General features: G+C 38.3%; 20 protein-coding genes. 9 read left to right on the plus strand and 11 right to left on the minus strand.

The features are described 5' to 3' along the window. Window positions 1-155: 155 nt before the first annotated feature. Complete coding sequence (locus I6F54_RS09710) at window positions 156-1,535, plus strand: FG-GAP repeat domain-containing protein (RefSeq protein WP_010555359.1); 1,380 nt, start codon at window positions 156-158, stop codon at window positions 1,533-1,535. 88 nt (window positions 1,536-1,623) lie between these two features. On the opposite strand, the gene I6F54_RS09715 is transcribed toward I6F54_RS09710, so the two are convergent. Further along, on the minus strand, window positions 1,624-2,079 hold the full coding sequence (locus I6F54_RS09715; protein WP_165729023.1) for a hypothetical protein: 456 nt from the start codon (window positions 2,077-2,079) through the stop codon (window positions 1,624-1,626). Window positions 2,080-2,091: 12 nt separating this feature from the next. Next, the gene (locus I6F54_RS09720; RefSeq protein ID WP_007581281.1) at window positions 2,092-2,367 is read right to left on the minus strand and encodes an EF-hand domain-containing protein; all 276 of its coding nucleotides are present in this window, start codon (window positions 2,365-2,367) and stop codon (window positions 2,092-2,094) included. Between the two features lie 311 nt (window positions 2,368-2,678). On the opposite strand from I6F54_RS09720, the gene I6F54_RS09725 reads away from it, so the two are divergent. Then, window positions 2,679-3,536 (plus strand): PA4780 family RIO1-like protein kinase, encoded by an 858-nt coding sequence (locus I6F54_RS09725; protein WP_010555357.1) that lies wholly within the window; start codon window positions 2,679-2,681, stop codon window positions 3,534-3,536. A 27-nt stretch (window positions 3,537-3,563) separates the two neighbouring features. Here the strand turns inward: I6F54_RS09725 and I6F54_RS09730 are convergent, their stop codons facing one another. The 5 genes from I6F54_RS09730 to I6F54_RS09750 all read right to left on the minus strand — a co-directional run bounded on the left by I6F54_RS09730 (window position 3,564) and on the right by I6F54_RS09750 (window position 8,626). Beyond that, the gene (locus I6F54_RS09730; RefSeq protein WP_197141155.1) at window positions 3,564-4,235 is read right to left on the minus strand and encodes a response regulator; all 672 of its coding nucleotides are present in this window, start codon (window positions 4,233-4,235) and stop codon (window positions 3,564-3,566) included. 91 nt (window positions 4,236-4,326) lie between these two features. After that, window positions 4,327-5,772 carry an ATP-binding protein gene (locus tag I6F54_RS09735; protein WP_165741100.1) on the minus strand — a complete coding sequence of 482 codons (1,446 nt, stop codon included), beginning with the start codon at window positions 5,770-5,772 and terminating at the stop codon, window positions 4,327-4,329. After that, window positions 5,772-6,302 carry a hypothetical protein gene (locus I6F54_RS09740; protein ID WP_165729021.1) on the minus strand — a complete coding sequence of 177 codons (531 nt, stop codon included), beginning with the start codon at window positions 6,300-6,302 and terminating at the stop codon, window positions 5,772-5,774. The genes I6F54_RS09735 and I6F54_RS09740 overlap by 1 nt, the downstream gene beginning before the upstream one ends. A gap of 9 nt (window positions 6,303-6,311) precedes the next feature. Then, window positions 6,312-7,985, minus strand: a complete 1,674-nt coding sequence (locus tag I6F54_RS09745; protein ID WP_197141157.1) for a YHYH protein — start codon at window positions 7,983-7,985, stop codon at window positions 6,312-6,314. A gap of 32 nt (window positions 7,986-8,017) precedes the next feature. Next, on the minus strand, window positions 8,018-8,626 hold the full coding sequence (locus I6F54_RS09750) for a flavin reductase family protein (protein ID WP_197141159.1): 609 nt from the start codon (window positions 8,624-8,626) through the stop codon (window positions 8,018-8,020). Between the two features lie 120 nt (window positions 8,627-8,746). On the opposite strand from I6F54_RS09750, the gene I6F54_RS09755 reads away from it, so the two are divergent. The 3 genes from I6F54_RS09755 (at window position 8,747) to I6F54_RS09765 (ending at window position 10,975) form a co-directional block, all read left to right on the plus strand. Continuing rightward, a complete protein-coding gene (locus tag I6F54_RS09755; protein ID WP_197141161.1) occupies window positions 8,747-10,270 on the plus strand; it encodes a cryptochrome/deoxyribodipyrimidine photo-lyase family protein in 1,524 nt (507 codons plus the stop codon). 2 nt (window positions 10,271-10,272) lie between these two features. Beyond that, window positions 10,273-10,407, plus strand: a complete 135-nt coding sequence (locus I6F54_RS09760) for a DUF2256 domain-containing protein (RefSeq protein WP_076916399.1) — start codon at window positions 10,273-10,275, stop codon at window positions 10,405-10,407. A 130-nt stretch (window positions 10,408-10,537) separates the two neighbouring features. Next, complete coding sequence (locus I6F54_RS09765; protein WP_197141163.1) at window positions 10,538-10,975, plus strand: OsmC family protein; 438 nt, start codon at window positions 10,538-10,540, stop codon at window positions 10,973-10,975. 84 nt (window positions 10,976-11,059) lie between these two features. Here I6F54_RS09765 and I6F54_RS09770 read toward each other — a convergent pair whose 3' ends face one another. Then, on the minus strand, window positions 11,060-11,245 hold the full coding sequence (locus I6F54_RS09770; RefSeq protein WP_010555348.1) for a 2TM domain-containing protein: 186 nt from the start codon (window positions 11,243-11,245) through the stop codon (window positions 11,060-11,062). Window positions 11,246-11,463: 218 nt separating this feature from the next. On the opposite strand from I6F54_RS09770, the gene I6F54_RS09775 reads away from it, so the two are divergent. The 3 genes from I6F54_RS09775 to I6F54_RS20300 all read left to right on the plus strand — a co-directional run bounded on the left by I6F54_RS09775 (window position 11,464) and on the right by I6F54_RS20300 (window position 13,143). Next, on the plus strand, window positions 11,464-12,231 hold the full coding sequence (locus tag I6F54_RS09775) for an EAL domain-containing protein (RefSeq protein ID WP_008136989.1): 768 nt from the start codon (window positions 11,464-11,466) through the stop codon (window positions 12,229-12,231). A 114-nt stretch (window positions 12,232-12,345) separates the two neighbouring features. Continuing rightward, window positions 12,346-12,939, plus strand: coding sequence for a putative porin (locus I6F54_RS09780; RefSeq protein ID WP_231609627.1), 594 nt, complete (start codon window positions 12,346-12,348; stop codon window positions 12,937-12,939). Window positions 12,940-12,969: 30 nt separating this feature from the next. Continuing rightward, window positions 12,970-13,143 (plus strand): hypothetical protein, encoded by a 174-nt coding sequence (locus tag I6F54_RS20300; RefSeq protein ID WP_231609628.1) that lies wholly within the window; start codon window positions 12,970-12,972, stop codon window positions 13,141-13,143. Between the two features lie 70 nt (window positions 13,144-13,213). On the opposite strand, the gene I6F54_RS09785 is transcribed toward I6F54_RS20300, so the two are convergent. Then, a complete protein-coding gene (locus I6F54_RS09785) occupies window positions 13,214-14,701 on the minus strand; it encodes a dipeptidase (protein ID WP_197141165.1) in 1,488 nt (495 codons plus the stop codon). Window positions 14,702-14,838: 137 nt separating this feature from the next. Between I6F54_RS09785 and I6F54_RS09790 the strand changes: the two genes are divergently transcribed. Further along, entirely contained in the window at window positions 14,839-15,030 is a 192-nt protein-coding gene (locus tag I6F54_RS09790; protein WP_008169531.1) for a DUF2986 domain-containing protein, read from the plus strand. A 2-nt stretch (window positions 15,031-15,032) separates the two neighbouring features. Here the strand turns inward: I6F54_RS09790 and I6F54_RS09795 are convergent, their stop codons facing one another. Beyond that, window positions 15,033-15,995 carry a TDT family transporter gene (locus I6F54_RS09795; protein WP_165729017.1) on the minus strand — a complete coding sequence of 321 codons (963 nt, stop codon included), beginning with the start codon at window positions 15,993-15,995 and terminating at the stop codon, window positions 15,033-15,035. 216 nt (window positions 15,996-16,211) lie between these two features. Next, complete coding sequence (locus I6F54_RS09800; protein ID WP_197141167.1) at window positions 16,212-18,386, minus strand: TonB-dependent receptor; 2,175 nt, start codon at window positions 18,384-18,386, stop codon at window positions 16,212-16,214. Window positions 18,387-18,399 lie beyond the last annotated feature (13 nt).

Consider the following 18,399-nt stretch of genomic DNA (forward strand, 5'->3'; position numbering starts at 1 on the left):
ATATAAACCAACTTACATAAGTGTATTACGTTTAAATTTACGCTAATTAGCAAACCGCCAGCGCTGGACCCTACGTTAAGTTGTGCGCTGATGTTGCTTATATAAGTGAATAATAAAAATGTAACGATACAACTAAATATAAAAAAGGGATTTGCATGATAAAACCACTTTGCTATTCACTCATCACTTTACTTACCCCCATTAGCGCTATAGCTCAAACAATGGCAATAAAAACAACGGATGAATTAGTATCAACCGATTCAGAGATTTTATTTGCATATAATAAAGAATCAAAACAATTAGAAGCCATCAATTTACTCACATCACTAAGTAGTGAACTTGCTTTACCAAAAAATGCCATCGGGTTTGATGTGGCTACACTTGCTAACATTACCGATAAACAAGCACTCGTACTAACAAGTGATGGCGTATACAAAGCCCATGCTGGTAAACCAACACTATTGTTTAATTATGAGTCGGTTCTAAATCAATTAAAAATAGATAAATTTGAAAAAGTAGACTTTGTCTTCGATGCCAACAACGACGGTCTAAGCGATATTTTCATCCCTGGGTTAGCAAGCAGTACTTTATACATTCAAAATAAAGATGGCAGCTTTAAGCCTAACAAATTTAAACAAACACCTATGTATGAAGGCAGCTTTTCAGGAAAAGGGCTTTCTCTAGAAGTTAATATTAACAATAAACCCGTTGTTATTGATTTTAACCACGACGGGTTAAGCGACTTGGTTTTTTCAAATGACTTTGGAGCAGATGTACTACTTGCTAATTCAGAAGGCTTTGAGCAAAAGCTCACCTCAATTGATTTTAACATCGAATTAGGCGAGCTAAGCAATGGCGAAACTCGCAAAATAAAGCAAATTATTGATATTAATAACGACGGATTTCTAGATTTTACAACTAGACAGTTTAAGCCAACGCAAGGTATGGATTCGTTAGATATAAAAATAGCACATACTTTGTACCTAGGAAGTGCTAAAGGCTTTAGTAATACGCCCATTACCTTATTTGAAACACAAGGCCCTAGTGAGTTATTGCTCAAAACTGATTTTAATAATGATGGCTTAATTGATTTACAAAAAATGGATTTAGATATTGGCTTAGGTACTATTGCGTCTATGGCATTGGGCGGTGGCAGTACTGATGTAGATGTAGAAATGAACATTTATAAGCAGCAACCCGACGGCTCATTTGCCAATAAATCGAGTATCGAACTTGATTTAGAAATGGAAGTAGGAATGAACGGCGATGATTCCGAGCCAGCCCTATATTTAGGTGATATTAACGGCGACAGCTATATTGACGCAGTATACAAATACAGTAAAAAAACGCTGTATATTTATTACGGAGAGCAAGACTCACTGCTAAATGATAAACGTAAAAAATTAAAACTAACGCTGCCTAAAAATAATAAAGATATTCTTCTGGTAGACATAAACCAAGACGGTAAAAAAGATTTTGTATTTAAATTTACCGAAGAAGATGGCACCAGCAAAATAGAAACACGCTTAAATTAAGCCAATAAAAAAGCCCAACAGAGTTAACCGTTGGGCTTTGGACTTAAGACTTTCGAGTAACAGTCAGCTTTACTCTAAGTTATAACACCTAAGCAGTTACATTTAGCAGTGAATCGCCTTCACTTAAACCAAACTTCTCTTGCACTGATGCAAGGATTGATTCTTTATCTTCATCAGACAACTGGCTTGAATACTCAGTTAATAGCTCATCTAAGTAGCTGACTACTTCGTCTGTATCTACTGATTCTAATGAGTTCTGTGGCGGCGGTGGCGGTCTTTGGCCTTCCACTCGTCCTGCATCACCAATGCTTTTAGCATCAAACTCAAGTTCGCTCATTAAATCAGCAAGCTCTTTTGTTGGTTCAATACCTTGTTCTTTAAATGCCGCTTGAATACTTTGCGCGTTTTCTTCGGTTAAGTTTTCAGCGTCAAACTCTGCAAGCGTTTCTTTAACAAAATCGCTTTGCTCTGTTGTTAGTTTTGCAGCCTGACTACTTTGTTGCGACATAAAACTCGCAGAACTACTGTTAATACTATTAATCATTTTAGTATCCTTTCAGCGTTCACGACGAGGTGGTTTATGATCGCTAAGTTCTTGTTCACTAATTTCGCCATTACCATCGGCATCTATAGAATCAAAAATTGTTTGTGCATCGCCGTGTGGCGGTTTTTTAGCACTAAACTCTTCAAAGCTAATTACGCCATCACCATCAGTATCAATAGTTGAGAAGTCAGGTTTTTCAGGAGGATTGTCACCGCCTCGAGCAGCTACATTAGCTGAAAAAGCAATAGATAATATTGCCACAGTGGCAAGAGTTGAAAAATGCTTCATAGTAATAACCTCGTATTTAAGAATTAAACTAAGCTTACGCTTTAAAAACGCAAACAATGTGCAAATAATGAGGAAGTAATAAATTATTTTAATAAAAAATAGTAATCTAAATACTTATTTAAAAAGTTCTGGTTGATTGCTTTGCAATCAATATATAAGCTAATAAAATAATACGATTAATTACTCTCAGGCAGTAGTGTTACTGCCCTTAATTCTCAAAGCTGATATACTGCTTGAGCCAATTAAACAAACAAATACAGAGCACTTTCATAAATAATGATTAATAACCAACCCTACTTAGCAGGCAATCTGTGAAAATACCTAAACGCCTACAACCCCTTGTTGATGATGGCCTTATTGACGAAGTTATAAGCCGACTAATGAGCGGTAAAGAAGCCGATGTATTTATTGTCCGCTGTGGTGAGCACATTCGCTGTGCGAAAGTGTATAAAGACGCGGTTAAACGTAGCTTTAAAAAAGCGGCACAATACCAAGAAGGCCGAAAAGTACGTGGTGGACGCCAAGCGCGTGCTATGGGTAAACGTTCTAGCTATGGCCGTCAATTAGAAGAAGAGATTTGGCAAAATGCCGAAGTTGATGCGTTATCTCGTTTAGCTGGCGTGGGTGTACGTGTTCCTGATACTTACTTTTGTATTGATGGCGTGCTGCTTATGGAGCTTGTGTCGGACGAGAATGGTAACGTAGCCCCTCAACTTGGACATGTCGTTTTTAGTGAAGAGCAAGCGATTGAGCAGCATAAACTCATGATGCATTACATTAAGCTTATGCTTTGCGCAGGTATAATACACGGCGATTTATCTGAATTTAATGTACTTGTAGATAATAACGGCCCTGTAATTATAGATTTACCGCAAGCAGTTAACGCTTCAGCAAATAACAGTGCACAAGCTATGTTTGCACGCGATGTAAATAACATACGCCGCTACTATGGTGAATTTGCGCCAAGCATACTAAAAACTCAATACGCTAAAGAAATGTGGGCATTATTTGAAGAGGCCAATTTAACGCCTAATTCAACGCTTACAGGTGAATTTGAAGACAGTGACGAACTTGCCGATGTAGATTCTATTCTTGATGAAATTCAAGCTGCCGAATACGAAGAGTTTGACCGCTTAGAGCGAATTAAAAATGCTGACGATGATGAATAGCTCATCGTCATAGCTTACTAATACCTCTTACTGCGGGTGCACAAATCGGTAGCCAACCCCATAAACAGACTGAATAACACTTTCAGTTTGTGTCACTTCATCTAGTTTTTTACGCAACTTTTTAATATGGCTATCAATAGTACGGTGGCTTACAATACGCTGATCGGCGTACATTGTATCCATTAAGCTATCGCGCGAATAAATACGGTTAGGGTTATTAAACAAAGGTTTAAATAACTGAAACTCAAAGTTAGTAAGCTCAATACAACTGGTTTTAAATTTTACAGTGTAGGTGCTTTCATCAAGTTGCATAACCGTTGCTTTTGGCTCTTCGCTATTGAGGCGCCTCAAAATAGCTTTAACTCGCGCCACCAGCTCAGCATAACTAAACGGCTTACAAATATAATCATCTGCGCCTAATTCAAGCCCAAGTAATCTATCTATTTCTTCTACTTTTGCCGATACCATAATAATAGGCACATTTGAAAAGCGCCTGATTGCTTTACACAATTCAATACCACTTTGACCTGGTAGCATTATGTCGAGCAAAATTACGCTCGGCCTGTTAATTTCAAGCCAAGGTAATACTTCATTTCCGTGATGTATTTGATGAGTAACAAAATGATGGCTACTTAAAAAGTCACTCATTAAGTTAGCTAGCTTTACTTCATCTTCTACAATCAGTATTTGTTCGCTCATAGAGTTCTCTGTTATTAGTAATCCAAAATTAGGATAAAAATACCATATCAAACAAAGTTCAAGTTACGTATTTTTTGTGAATCAACTAAAGCTAAATAGTTGGTAGCCTAATAATAATAGCAAGGCCGCCTAAACTGGCTTTTTCAGCGGCTATTTCACCTTTGTGTCCTTTAACTATATGCTGACAAATAGACAAACCTAAGCCTGAACCGCCCTCTTGACGATTACGCGAGCTATCTACTCGATATAAATACTCAAACAAATGCGATAAATGCGACTGATCTACACCTACGCCATTATCTTCAATTATAAGCTCTAAGTAGGTTTGCCCTTTAATGCTTATATTACTAGCCGTTAATGAAATAGTTGTGCATTGAGCATAATGTACCGCGTTCATTAAAATATTATCGAGTAGCTGTAAAAGGCGCGTTTTATCTGCTTGTACAGTTATATGTTTAGCGCTATTTAGTAGATAAATTTTTATATTATGTTGTTCAAGTATAGCCTGATACTTTTGCTCTACAGTGCTTAATAGTAACGCCATGTCAGTAGGTTGCATAGTGTAGTGCATTCCCCCTAACTCTGCGCTGTTGAGCATATGTAAGTCGTCTATTAAGCGTTTTAAATGCAAAGCTTCATCGTTAGCCGAACTTATATTTTTTGTATTCGGTTCGCGTATGCCAAGTAGCATAGCTTCAAGTTCACCGAGTAAAATGCTCATTGGCGTCCTAAGCTCATGAGAAATATTAGCAAGCCAGCGTTTACGTACTTGCTCGTCTTTAGCGAGTGTAAATGCAAGCGTATTAAAATCTTCGCTTAATTGGCCTAATTCGTCTTTTCGCTCAAGCGTAAGTTTGGTCTCGTAATTCCCTTGTGTTAAGCGATGCATACCATTTGCAATTTGCTTTACAGGGCTAACTAAGTGGCGAGATAATAAAAAGGTAACAAGTAACGTAAGCAGTACCGCAGCTAATGCAATAAACCATAAATAGTTAGTTTGCTGTTGTAAAAAATCAAGCTCATAACCATCAACCAAGCTATCTCTTTTAGATACAGCTAAGTAACCCACTGTTTTATCGCTCACTGTAATTGGGGTTGTTATATATTTTAAATCGCTGAGGTATCTACCCACTACTCGCTGCTTATTTTCATCAAGCAAAGCGTAGTGAGCAATATTTTCAGGTGGTAGGCGGCGCTCTCCCCCTAAACGAATATGATCGGGTGGCGGCCGTCGCATCATTCCCCCTCTGGGGCCTGGACCTTCTGGTGGCCTAGGTAAAAACTGGCTATTTTCTAGCTGAGATTCAACAAGTTTTCTAAAATTTTCGCCATTGCCAACAACACGTTCCCATGAGGGGGTTTTTTCGTATTGCTTTGCAAGTTGCACAACAAGTGGTTCAAGCGCTTTTACTTCTTTTGCATTAACAAAATCAATTACGCCTTGCCCTATACTCCATTGTATAAGTACTACTAGCCCTGCAATAACACTAAAGGTAAAACTAAATAGTATTAAAAAAAGTTTATTATGAATTTTCATTAATGCGTGTTTTCAACCTTGCTAGGAAAGCTTTCAAATCGGTATGTTATAAACTCTTTGGTTTGATCGTTAACATACAGCGTAGCAACTATTTTTTTGCCCTGAGCGGTCCAATACATATGACCATGATTATTTAAAGTAACCGATACGGTATTTATACCACTTTTAAATAAGTTAGCAGGTAAATGCAATGCATGTCCGTAAATTCGCTGTATTTTAACCCCATTTATATATAAATGAGCATGACCTTGTAAAAAGCCCGTGTCATCGTTTGTAGTAACGCTCATCATTTGCTGCATGTTCATTGCGCCCTCAGGGGGTACAGATAAATCATAGCGCTGAGTATCTAAAATTAAGTTATAACCCGACATACTATCTTTTAATAACTTAAGGCTTAATGCCGGGATTGGCGTATCACTTGGCACTGCTATAGGCATATGGCTATGATCCATCATTTCCTGCTGCGCAAAGAGCTTAAAGCTCAATAGCACAGCAGTAGTTAGGATCAATGCGTATTTAAAATAACGCATAGTTACTCCTTACATTCCCGGTGGTGGACCCATTGTTTCGCCCGTATCACAGCGACCAATTGAATTATCGGCTAATTGACCTTTAAAACGAGGCCCTATTTGATAAGGAAAAGAAGGCTGTAATTTACCATCACTGTCTAACGTTAGTGTTATATGGTAGTGATAACCCTTGCCATCGTTAGTATCGTGGCCGTTATGCTCATCTAATTGAGCACCGGTTACTGTTTTTTGTGCGTAGTAGAAATCTTCAAAGTAATAACCATCGTCGGCATTTAATGTATTACCAGAGAGCGTCGTTACTTCTGCGCCAATAGCAGGACCTGCATCACTTGTTTGTGTGCCTTGGCTAACATCGTATTGATCGACTAAAGTACAGCTTCGCTCACCTTCAGTACCACAACCACCTTCACTTTCTGACGCGCCATAATCACGCATTTCCCAGCCGCTTAATGCAAGTTGACCGTTACTTTCATAAGGACCATAAAGCGGATAGCCATCAGCTGCAAACCCATAAATAGGTGAATGCGCATCGCCATCATCTTCAAGTAAATCAGCTAAGCAACTAGTATAAAAATGGTGATGATATTCACCGTTAGCAGCATGTCCGCCACACACATCAACATCGTATTGCTCAGCAATGGGCGCTAATGTATACCAAATATTATTACCGTAGCTCATACCATCGCCCCAGTTAAATATACTGGTGCCATTAACCATTAAGCCAACTGTACCTAAACCTGTTTCACACGTTTCAGTGTCAGATAAATCGGTAGGTGTTATCGGAAAATACGCCTCAACTGTTTGTTCTGTCGGGCAACCTGGTCCTGGAGGCCAATAGCCTGCGCCGCCTGTGTCATCACAGTTTTCAGTGCTGCTGTTATAGCCAATATCTTCACCAAACGAAATGGTTTGCCCTACTGCTGCTGAGGTTACACCGTTATAAAAATCGGTAGCTGCACGCGGGCGGTTATTTAACGCGTCTACTTGGTCTTGTGTAAGCGTTACGCCATATTTAGGAATGTCAGTTGTTTGCACATACATGTATTCAACGTCAGCATCTTCCTCAGAAACAGTAACAACCTCAACTGATTGAACATCTTCAACCACTGCGCCATTGTTTTGTATATAAGTGGAGGTTGTATCGTTGTTAATTAACCAGCTGGTAAGTTTTGCACTATTATCAACTGCACCACTATCTGAGCCTGAGTCTGAGTCTGATGAAGCAATAACATTAACTATAACGGTATCTACAACGACATCGTTTGTGCCGTCATCTGCACTGATTTCAAATACAAGTGCTTCATCGGTTAAAACTTCAGGTGCAACAAACTCAGTAGACGTTGCAGTACTTGAAGATAAGCTAACGGTAGTGCCTGATGTTTGTGACCAGCTAACGGATACTTCGCCATCATCTTCAACTGTTGAAATTAAATAAACGGTATCGCCCGCATTAACAGTTTGGTCAATACCGGCGTCAACCGTTGAAGCACTATTACTGACTGTCTCGCCGTCTGTTGTAGTACTTGTAGAATCGCTGTTACATGCGCTTAAAGCGATACAAAGCGCACTTAACGCAAATAACTTAGTTACATTAGAGGCTTTTGTTTTAAAAAGTGTTTTCAATGCTTGAACCTTTACTTTAACGTTTAATAAAACAAAGTTAACAAGTAAAAGTGCAAACATTGTGCACAAACTAAGGAAGAATAAACATAAAACTAGATTTGTGGTCGTTTAAGTATAAATTTGTCTTTAGTGGTTGCATAGTAATCTCCACCCATTCTACCTACCGCATCTAAAAGTGTTGGGTCAATATAACCGTCAACAAACACTTCATCGTCAACACAAATACCCACTATGTCTAACAACATCATTTGTCCGCCGCCAGGCTCGCTTGAAATAGTAATAACTTCACGTAGCTTACACTCATAGCGTACTTTTGAATCAGCAACACTCGGCACTGCGACCATTTGGCTATCAATTTTAGTTATATTTGCAGCATCAAACTCACTAACATCACTAGGATAATTAGCACAGCTTTGATTCATTTTTTCAACCTGCTCATGACTCACAATGTTAATCACACATTCTTTAGTCGCTAATAAGTTAATTAATGTATCTTTGCTTAGTTTATCGCGTGGATTTACTTGCGTCACACTCAATATTGGTGGGTTACAACTCGCTACTGTAAAAAATGAGTAAGGAGCAATATTAGCCACACCGTCGCTACTTAATGTACTTATCCATGCGATAGGCCGAGGGCTGATCCCGCCAACTAAATACGAATAAACATTAAGCTCTTTATTTACAGTTAAATCTAAAAACATACTTTTCCTTTTAATACATTAAAACTAAATCTTAATTCAAGTTAGTTACGTATAGGTTTGGCTGACTCAGTTAAATAACAAGCTAATTTTTATCTCTATTTAAAGCAATAAACAAATTATATGAAAATAAACATCGTGTGGTTTAAACGTGATTTGCGTCTTAGCGATCATCAACCATTAAAAAATGCATTCAGTAATGGCTTACCTACCCTATTACTTTATAACTTTGAGCCATTATTGCTCGAAGATGCACACTACAATGAGCGGCACTGGCGCTTTGTGTATCAATCAATAGTTGAGTTAAATAATCAGCTAGCGCGTTTTAACGCCTGTGTTTATATCTTTAATTTAAATATGAACGATTTACTTGAATCGTTAAAGGCACAGTTTGAAATAGTTAGTATTTTTAGCCATCAAGAAATAGGCTTAAACAACACCTTTGAGCGCGATAAAGCAATAAAAGCATGGTGCCAGCATAACCATATTAATTGGCAAGAGTCGCAAACAGGCGCGGTTATTCGCGGCAAAAAAAATCGTAATAATTGGAACGAACGCTGGCAGCAAACAATGCAAGCACCTATTGCAGTTCCTAATTGGAAGAGTATAAAAACAATTACCCTCAATAACTATCAAGCACCTGAGCTGCCAAGCGCTTACACGCAAGATCACGACAGCTTTCAACAAGGTGGCCCGCTGCATGCGCGAACTGTAATGCAGAGCTTTTTTGCCGAGCGCGGTAAAGGTTATCAAAAAGGAATATCGAGCCCAAGTTTAAGCCAAACACATTGCTCCCGACTTTCGCCGTACTTAGCGTGGGGGAATATTAGCCTTAGGCAAGTGTATCAAATGGCCATTGATGAATATCATTCAAAACACCCTGATAAAAGAGGCTGGAAACGCCCACTAGCAGCGTTTGTATCGCGCTTGCATTGGCACTGCCATTTTATGCAAAAGTTTGAGAGCGAGTGCTCTATGGAATTTTTAGCCCTTAATCCAGGCTACCATGTATTTCCGTATCGCGATGATGAACATGTGAAAAACGATATTGAACGCTGGGCACAGGGTCAAACAGGTATTCCCATTATTGACGCTTGCATGCGCTGCTTAAAAGCCACCGGTTACATAAACTTTAGAATGCGCGCCATGCTTGTAAGCTTTGTAACGCATCATTTAAATATAAGCTGGCAGCAAGCAAGCTTTCCTCTCGCTAATTACTTTTTAGATTTTGAGCCTGGCATTCACTACCCGCAAATTCAAATGCAAGCCTCGGTAACAGGCATAAACACCATTAGGCACTACAACCCAATTAAACAATCAGAAGATCAAGATCCAACAGGTTCATTTATTAAAAAGTGGTGCCCGGAGCTTGAAAAACTCCCTATTGAATATTTACATCAGCCTTGGGAGCAAACTCCAATGGAAGCACTCTTTAACGACTTTAAGTTAGGGGAGGATTATCCCGAACCCATGCTTGATTTAACAGCGGCCTCAAAAGAAGCACGCGAGCGCTTATGGCAATACCGTGAGCGAGCCGATGTTAAACGCGCCATAGGGAGGATTCTTAAAAAGCACGTTGGGGGTACTCAAAAAGTTACTCGAACAAAAAGTAAAACGGATACTAAAAGTAACAGTAAGGCTGAGTAAGCATGGCGCACAAAAAACTAAACTTACCTCAAAAAATATGCCCTATTTGTAATAAACCTTTTACGTGGCGTAAAAAATGGCAGCGCGACTGGGATAACGTTATTTTCTGTTCAGAGCGCTGCAGGCGTAATAAATAAGAGTAACAATTAACTGGCGTCTATTTTGCAACATCATCAGTAATTAGTGCTTTTAAGGCTTTATATAAGTTTATTTTGTAAATAACGCTTAGCTAACCTGAAAAGCTTACACTCAAGCAAGGAGAAGATGATGACTATTAAAAAAACGGCTAGTTCAACATGGTCTGGCGATATTAAAACAGGCAAAGGTAGCATATCAACTCAAAGTGGCGCGCTTAACAAACAACCTTATGGTTTTAATACCCGCTTTGAAGATAAGGCAGGCTCAAACCCTGAAGAATTAGTAGGTGCAGCGCACAGTGCATGTTTTAGTATGGCGCTTTCGCTTGCATTAGGTGATGCAGGCTTTACCGCAGATAAAATTGATACTAAAGCCACTGTAAACCTTGATAAAGTAGATGACGGTTTTTCAGTAACGCATATTGCTCTTGAGGTAAAAGCGCGTATTGATGATATTCAAAACGAGCAGTTTCAAGCCTTATGTGAGCAAACCAAAAAGAGCTGCCCTATTTCCAAGCTCTTAAATACCGAAATATCACTAGATGCGACACTTCAATCAGCATTTTAAATATTTAGACTTAACTATTTAGACTTAACTGTTTAGACAGTTCCTTACTAAAAAAGCCAAGTAAGTAATTACTTGGCTTGCTTATTATAAAGAAGTATTTTTAGGTTTATTCCTACTCAAAGTACTCACTACAAGCCCTATTCCCATCCCAATTGCTGGCCATACTACCCATATATAACTAGGCGAAGTTAGTAAATTTATAACGCTTAGCAAAGTTAAAATAAGTAAATATCCTTTAATTTTTTTGCCTAATGTCACTGTATTGCTCATTTATATTCTCCAAGTAATGTATGTCGCTATTATTGTTTTAATAAGCAACGTACACACCTGCTAAATGTCACTAAGTGATCTGACATTAGTCATCACTTTTCATTTAATTGCATAGTTATTTATCATGTATAAAAACATAAAAAACAATACTTTAATCTATTTGTGTTAGAATCTAATCTCAACTAACCTAAACAAATAAACATAAGAGGATGAGCTAAATGAGCGAAAAATCAAAAGATTGTGAAAAAGTTACGTGTAGTAACTGTGCTGACGCTAACGATCTCGAATTTGATTTTTCTATGGCTTTTCAACCGATTATAAACTGTAAAACTAATCTTATTTATGGCTATGAAGCGCTGGTTAGAGGTTTAAATGGCGAGTCTGCTTATTCAATCATTTCAAAAGTAAATGAAGACAACCGCTATGCATTTGATCAGCTTTGCCGCATTAAAGCCATTCAATTAGCCTCAAAGCTGGGCATAACATCAATGCTAAGCATTAACTTTTTACCTAATGCTATTTATAAACCAGAGCGATGTATACGCACCACGCTAGAAGCTGCAAAAAAGTATAACTTCCCAATTCAAAATATTATGTTTGAATTTACTGAAGTAGAAAAAATAGAAGACACCGCACACATAAAGCGCGTTGTTGATTACTATCAGTCTCTCGGATTTAAAACCGCCACTGATGACTTTGGTGCAGGTTATTCTGGTTTAAATCTGCTGGCTGACTTTCAAACAGATATTATTAAGCTGGATATGGCGCTAATACGCGATATAAGCAACGACAAAAAACGCCAATTAATAGTAACTCATTGCTTAAATATGTTTCGCGATTTAAATATTATCGCACTGGCTGAAGGGATTGAAACAGTAGAAGAATATACATGGCTTAAAAACGCAGGTGTTGAGCTTATGCAAGGGTATTTATTTGCCAAACCAAGCTTTGAAAACTTGCCTGAGGTAACCTACGTTTTTAATTAGGAAAATCTACAATACCCAAACACTTTATTACAATCATTTAATTGCCTTATAAAACCTCATAAATATAATACCCATTCTAGTAACAAATTTACTTAATTATAAGAAGGGATACTTATGCGCTTTTTAATGCCACTCACTTTACTCGCACTTAGCTGTACAGCGTCTGCAAACGTCGAGCAGTCAGAATCAAAACAATGGTTTAACTCTATAAACTACGCAAAAATTGATTCTGATTATTACAGTGATGATGTGTACGGGTTATCAACTCACTATTACTTTGAGGAACAGCAAAACTCAGGTGTGTGGGATGATTATGGCTACTTGGATACAGATAGTAATATAGGCTTAAATTATTTTAATTCAGATGGTTATAGTGGAAAAGGTATTTTTGGAGAAGGCTTTTACGGCAATGCTTTTGCAACTTTTGAACTACCTAATATTGGTGATGCCGACAACTATTCACTTGGTTTAGGTTACTTATTTGCTGATTCACTAAAAGTATCTGTTCGTATGTTAGATTATGAATATAGCGATACAGTTTATTTATTTAAAGCTCAATATAATCATGAAATCAATGACACCGACTACATTGGTTTTACTGTTGAAACAGATGATGAAACAGATGATGAAACAGAGTCATGGGACCTATCATCACGTTACTTTGCCCATCTTTACGATGACAGTTATTTTGCTATAAATGTTGACTAACTAGATGTTGGCGACGACTCAGTTTTTAATGTGCTCGCAAACTATTACTTTAATAAACATGTTGCAGTCGGTATTGGCTCAAACGACTCTGATTTAGTTATTGAAGGTAAGTACTTTATTAATGATAGCTACTACTTCACAGCTAATTACACTGATAATGATAACTATGATGTATATAATCTTAGCTTTGTAGCCCAATTTTAATAAACACAAAAAAGCCGCCTTGCTGGGTCAGTTCAGTTAAACAAGGCGGCATTTTCTAAATAACTTTAGGTTACATATTACCTAGCTCTATCATCATCGCTGTGTACATACGTAAATTAAGCTCAAGTTGCTCAAGTGTCATAAATTCATGCTCTGAGTGACCTGTGTAGCGCTTACCCGGCATTGAAGGACCAAACGATACCGCATTATCAAACAGCTTTGCGTTAGTGCCACCACCTATTGATACAAAGTCAGCTTTTTCGTCGCCCGTAAAATGCTTAAAAATATCAAGCAGCTTTTGCGCATGCGGCGCGCTATCAAGCAGCATAGGTGTGCCAATGATTGTTTCTATGTTGGCAAGCGTTACATTGTTAGTGGCTTGCCAATTAGCGAGCGCATCATCAATTTGCTTTTGTAATACAGCTTCGTCTTTACCCATAGGGCGACGTGCATTTACAGCAAGTGTTAGCGCATTACCATCGCGCTCAATAACAGTTGGTGCCACTGTCATCGGGCCCATAAAGTCGTGCTTATAGGCTATTTCGCCAAACTGTTTACCGTGAATATCTAAACCAATTAACTGATTTACAAAGTCGATTAGCTCGCCGTCACTGTTATTTTCAAGCTCCACGCCTTTAAATAACTCAGCTAAATACGCAATCGCATTTATACCCGACTCCGGCTCTGATGAATGCGCCGACATACCTTTAACGCTTATTGCTAAACCATTACTTTTTTCACTAAAGTTAAACTCAACTTTATTTAATGTTTTGGCTTTTGCTTTTAATGTATTAATAAGTGCAGCGTCTGCATTGTGAAGTACTAAGCTGGCGTCTTCTGGAATTTGGCTTCTAAACGCACCGCCAGTTACATCCTTTACATATAAACCCGTTTGTGGCGATGTTGCATTAAAGGTAGGAGCAATTAAGCTCCAGCCTTTCTCGGCAACCACTACAGGATATGATGCATCAATCGTTACTGCATATTTTGGTTGCTCATACGTTTTCATAAATTTAGTTAGCGGACCCCAATCAGACTCCTCAGCAAGATAAATCATCAGCTCAATACGGTTATTAAGCGTTATGCCTTTATCTTTAATTGCCTTCATGGCGTAAAGCGCTGTCGCTATTGCGCCTTTATCATCCTCAGTACCACGACCAACTAATTTACCAGGTTCAGACGTATCAATAATAAAAGGGCTTTGTTTCCATTTGCTAGCATTAGCAGGTTGCACGTCGCCGTGCGTTACTACCGTTACTTTTTCGTTTTGCTCGCCCATACCTATTAATACGGTATAACCTAAATCTTGGTAGTCAAAACCAAGCTCTGCGGCTTTCATTTTTAACAGTGCTTTAAAGCCAATAAAATCGGGATTTTGAGGGGCTGTAATGTCGCTTTTATTAACGGTCGGAAAAGCCACTAAGTTAGTTAGTGTGTGTATTTGAGCATTTTGGTAGGTATTTACTGCGTAATCGGCAACGCTATCAATATTTTTATTTAACTGCGCATGAGCACCAAACGCAAATAAAGCAATACTGGCTAAAGCTAACTTTTTCAAAACAATTCCCATTTAATTAATAACTAAGAGCGGTAATTATAACGCTATGAAGCGCTTACTTATAGCTCTTTACGCTAAACACACAGGTAACTTAAGCTGAATATTTATATAGCAGCTTTTATGAGGATGAATGTATAATGCGCGACTTAAAATTAACAGGGTATTTAATTGTGAACCGTCGTAAAAAAATCGTCACTAAATTTCAAAAGAAAGATAAACGCACTAACGCTAAACTACATAAAAGCAACAAACCTGGTTATGTGTCAAAAGCTGAGCGCGAAAAACTAGCTGAACAAGAAAGTAATGAGCCAGAGGTAATCCAAGAGTAACTCTACGCTACCCGTTGCTTTGATAATTTAAAGTGGCAAAAGTACCGACCACTTACATAACCAACTACTGCCGTGGCAACTATAAGTTCAAACGTAGCTAAGTAATTAACTGTATCTACATATGGCATTGCGAGGTTTATACTTTGCATCCAGTCTTTCATTTTAAATAATGCAGTTGCCCCAATAACCATTGGAAATGTAAAAGCAGCGTAGCTCGGCGTAAAAGGTCTGCGTAATAACTTTATAAATAACACATAAACAATCAGTGTTTTTATTATCGCTAATATAAATAATCCCCCCACTATAACAAGTGATGGATTAGCTACAATATGAAAATACCCCGCTAATGTTAAACTGGCAGGCGCAGCTAAAATGGCAAGTGTTGGCTGTATTTCGTAGTCACTTTTTAATGCTAATAAAAAACGATAAAACATAATTGGCAGCATAATACTGTACGTTGATATACCAATCACCAGTGCGCTATAAGCTAACCACGCTAATGTCGGATTTCCCGAAAAAGTAACATCTGCAATAATTATCCCCACTGGCGGCACAAACCAGCTGGGCGCCATATCCTCAAAGTTAAACTTTTTTGCTCGCTGGTATAAAAAACTCACCAAAAATGTGAGATGCAGCACAAAAGCTAAAACCCACATAATGTCGCCAGCTAATGAGTTAAATTGCCCAACTGAGTTTGAAATAACAAGATTAGCCATTGCAAATGTAGGGATCACACTTCCTGCAACTGGGTGTGCTAAATCGGCTTTTAATAAATGAGGGTGTAGTAAAAACTTAGCAGCCAAAAGTAAAACTAATACGCCAGCTAGTACCGCTCCCAAAAATTGCCCTTGGGAGTTTAAATTAAAAACGTTTTCCCATGTCCATCCCATGCTAGCAATACCCAAAGCTAAACCGGCCATAGCTGTTGGCGCCACCATCACTTTATTTTTAAATTGCTTAAACACTGTATTTCCTAATCATTGGGTGATGAACAAGTTACTGCTTTTTACTGCATTGCCTTAAAATAACGCTGTAAAATTAATACAAGCGTGCTTAATAGAACGCTTTTTGCATACAAACATTTCATAAAAATAAGTTTACGGCTTAATTATTAAAGCGCAAAAAAAGCCATAACACAGTTATGGCTTTTGCTTTATTTTTAAATTTGAATATGAAGTTAATTAAAACGCGTAACTAACGCTTACATTAAATGAACGACCCTGTCCTGCAAGTTGTTCAAACCCGTTACTGCTATCTTGTTTAAGTGCCGCAATACTTACCCCCCCTAGCGGGAGTTGGTAGTACTCATCAAACACGTTACTCACTTCAGCACTTAGCGTTAATGAATCCCATGTGGCTTTAGAGCTTAAATTAACCAGGCTGTAGCTGTCTGTTTGGTTTTCAAAACGATCATTATCTACACGGCTTTTAGTATCGACCCACTGCCAAGATAACGCATTTTCAAATCGACCTATTTGCTGGCTAATACCTAGCTGAGTTTGCAGTGGTTTAATTTGATAAAGTGGCTGATTAGTATCGTCGCGCTTGCCTCTCGTATTAGCAACATTAGCGTGTAACTGCCAGTTACCTAAATCCTTAGATTCATAAATATTGGCTGTTAAATCTATTTTTGCACCATATAAAATAGCATCTACATTAGTAAACTGAAAAATGTTACGCGCAGTGTTGTCCAAATCATAACTATTGAAGCTTCTTACAATATCAGCATCAATATAGTCACTCACATCTGTATACCAAACATTGGTGCTTAATCGCCAACGGTCATCTTTAGCCAATTTAATATAAGTAGCACTTATTGTATGCGCTGTTTCAACGTCTAAATCAGGCTTACCAATATAACCATTACCATCGCCATACCAACCAATCATGGTGGTTGCCATGGTACTTACACCCCAACTGTATCGCTCGTATAAATTAGGCGCTCGGTTTTTACGGGCAAGACCAAATTGCAGCTCATCATAATTTGTTATTTGGTAGTTAATTAATAAGTTAGCATCAACTATAGTGTCGGTTTTATCTCTGTCGCCAGCATTAAAGTTCTGTGCAGCGATGGTATTATCTGTAGACGTATCGCTCATGGTCATACTTTCCATACTACTCATATCGGTCATATCGCTCATATCGTCCATATCCATCATACTCATGTCATCGTTGTAAGATTGAACCTCTCCAACGTGGGTATTAATACTTTCAATACGTACGCCTGCGTTTAACCATAATTTTGTATTTATTTGGCTCTCAAATTCTGCAAATGCCGCTATGCGCTCTCGTTTACCGTTATTTACATTTACGTAATTGTCTGGTCCCATCATGGTTGAGCCTTCAATACCTGGCCACCAATCATCAATACTGTAATTGTAATATTCTTGACCGAGTAAAATACTGCTGTTTTTATCAAGCGCGATACGCCATTTAAGCTGCGTACTTATATCTTGTGCATCGGTTTTCATTCGCATCATGCCTGTTTTTTCTTCACTGAAAAAACCCATTTCGTGCTTTACGCTATGCCAGTTAACTTGCCCTTCAAGCTCGCTGTTTTCAAAGGAGCGTTTGTATTGAGCTATTGCACCGTAGCTGGTGTTATCGGTCATATCCATATACTGATTTGCAAATCCCTGATACGGGATTTTTTGATGCGTTAGCTTTATAACTAATTGCTGCTTATCATCGCGCATAGCTGCGGTTAAACTATGATTTTGTGCTCGATACAATGTATCTAATACTACATCGCCGTTACCGTCTTCATAACTATCTGCGTCACTAAACGAACCCTGATAATTAAGGCTAAACGTGTCACTTGCTAAACGTGCACCAACGCCAAGTTTACGTCCGTTATCAACGCTACTGTACTTTGCTGACACATAACCTGAGTGCCAACCTAATTCATTGCTATCGCTATACTGTGGTGAAATAGAATTAACGCTTATTACACCCGCAATATTATCGCCGCCCGCGCTTACTGGCGACACGCCTGCAACCACATTGTAAGACGTAATTTGATTAGCCGAGATATACGAAAGTGGCGGGTTCATATGATTAGCGCATGCAACGGTTACATCTGCACCATCAACTAACACTTTAACTCTGTCGCCCATTAAACCATTTAAAATAGGTAAGTTAGATACGCCGCCCGCTGCTGAAAAATCGACACCTAAATCACTTAATAACGATTCTGACGAACCAAGTGCTAAATGCTTATTTTGAGCATGTCCGTGTACTTCAATCACTTCTAAAGGCGTATCGTCGGCAAATGCAAAAGGAGATAGCACACCGCTAATAAAAAGTGCGACAGGCGTTAGTAAATATGTTTTTTGAGTTTTGCTTTTATAAACCATTGTTAATTTATGC

The sequence above is a fragment of the Pseudoalteromonas sp. SWXJZ10B genome (genome assembly GCF_015864475.1).
GTDB classification, from domain to species: domain Bacteria; phylum Pseudomonadota; class Gammaproteobacteria; order Enterobacterales; family Alteromonadaceae; genus Pseudoalteromonas; species Pseudoalteromonas arctica.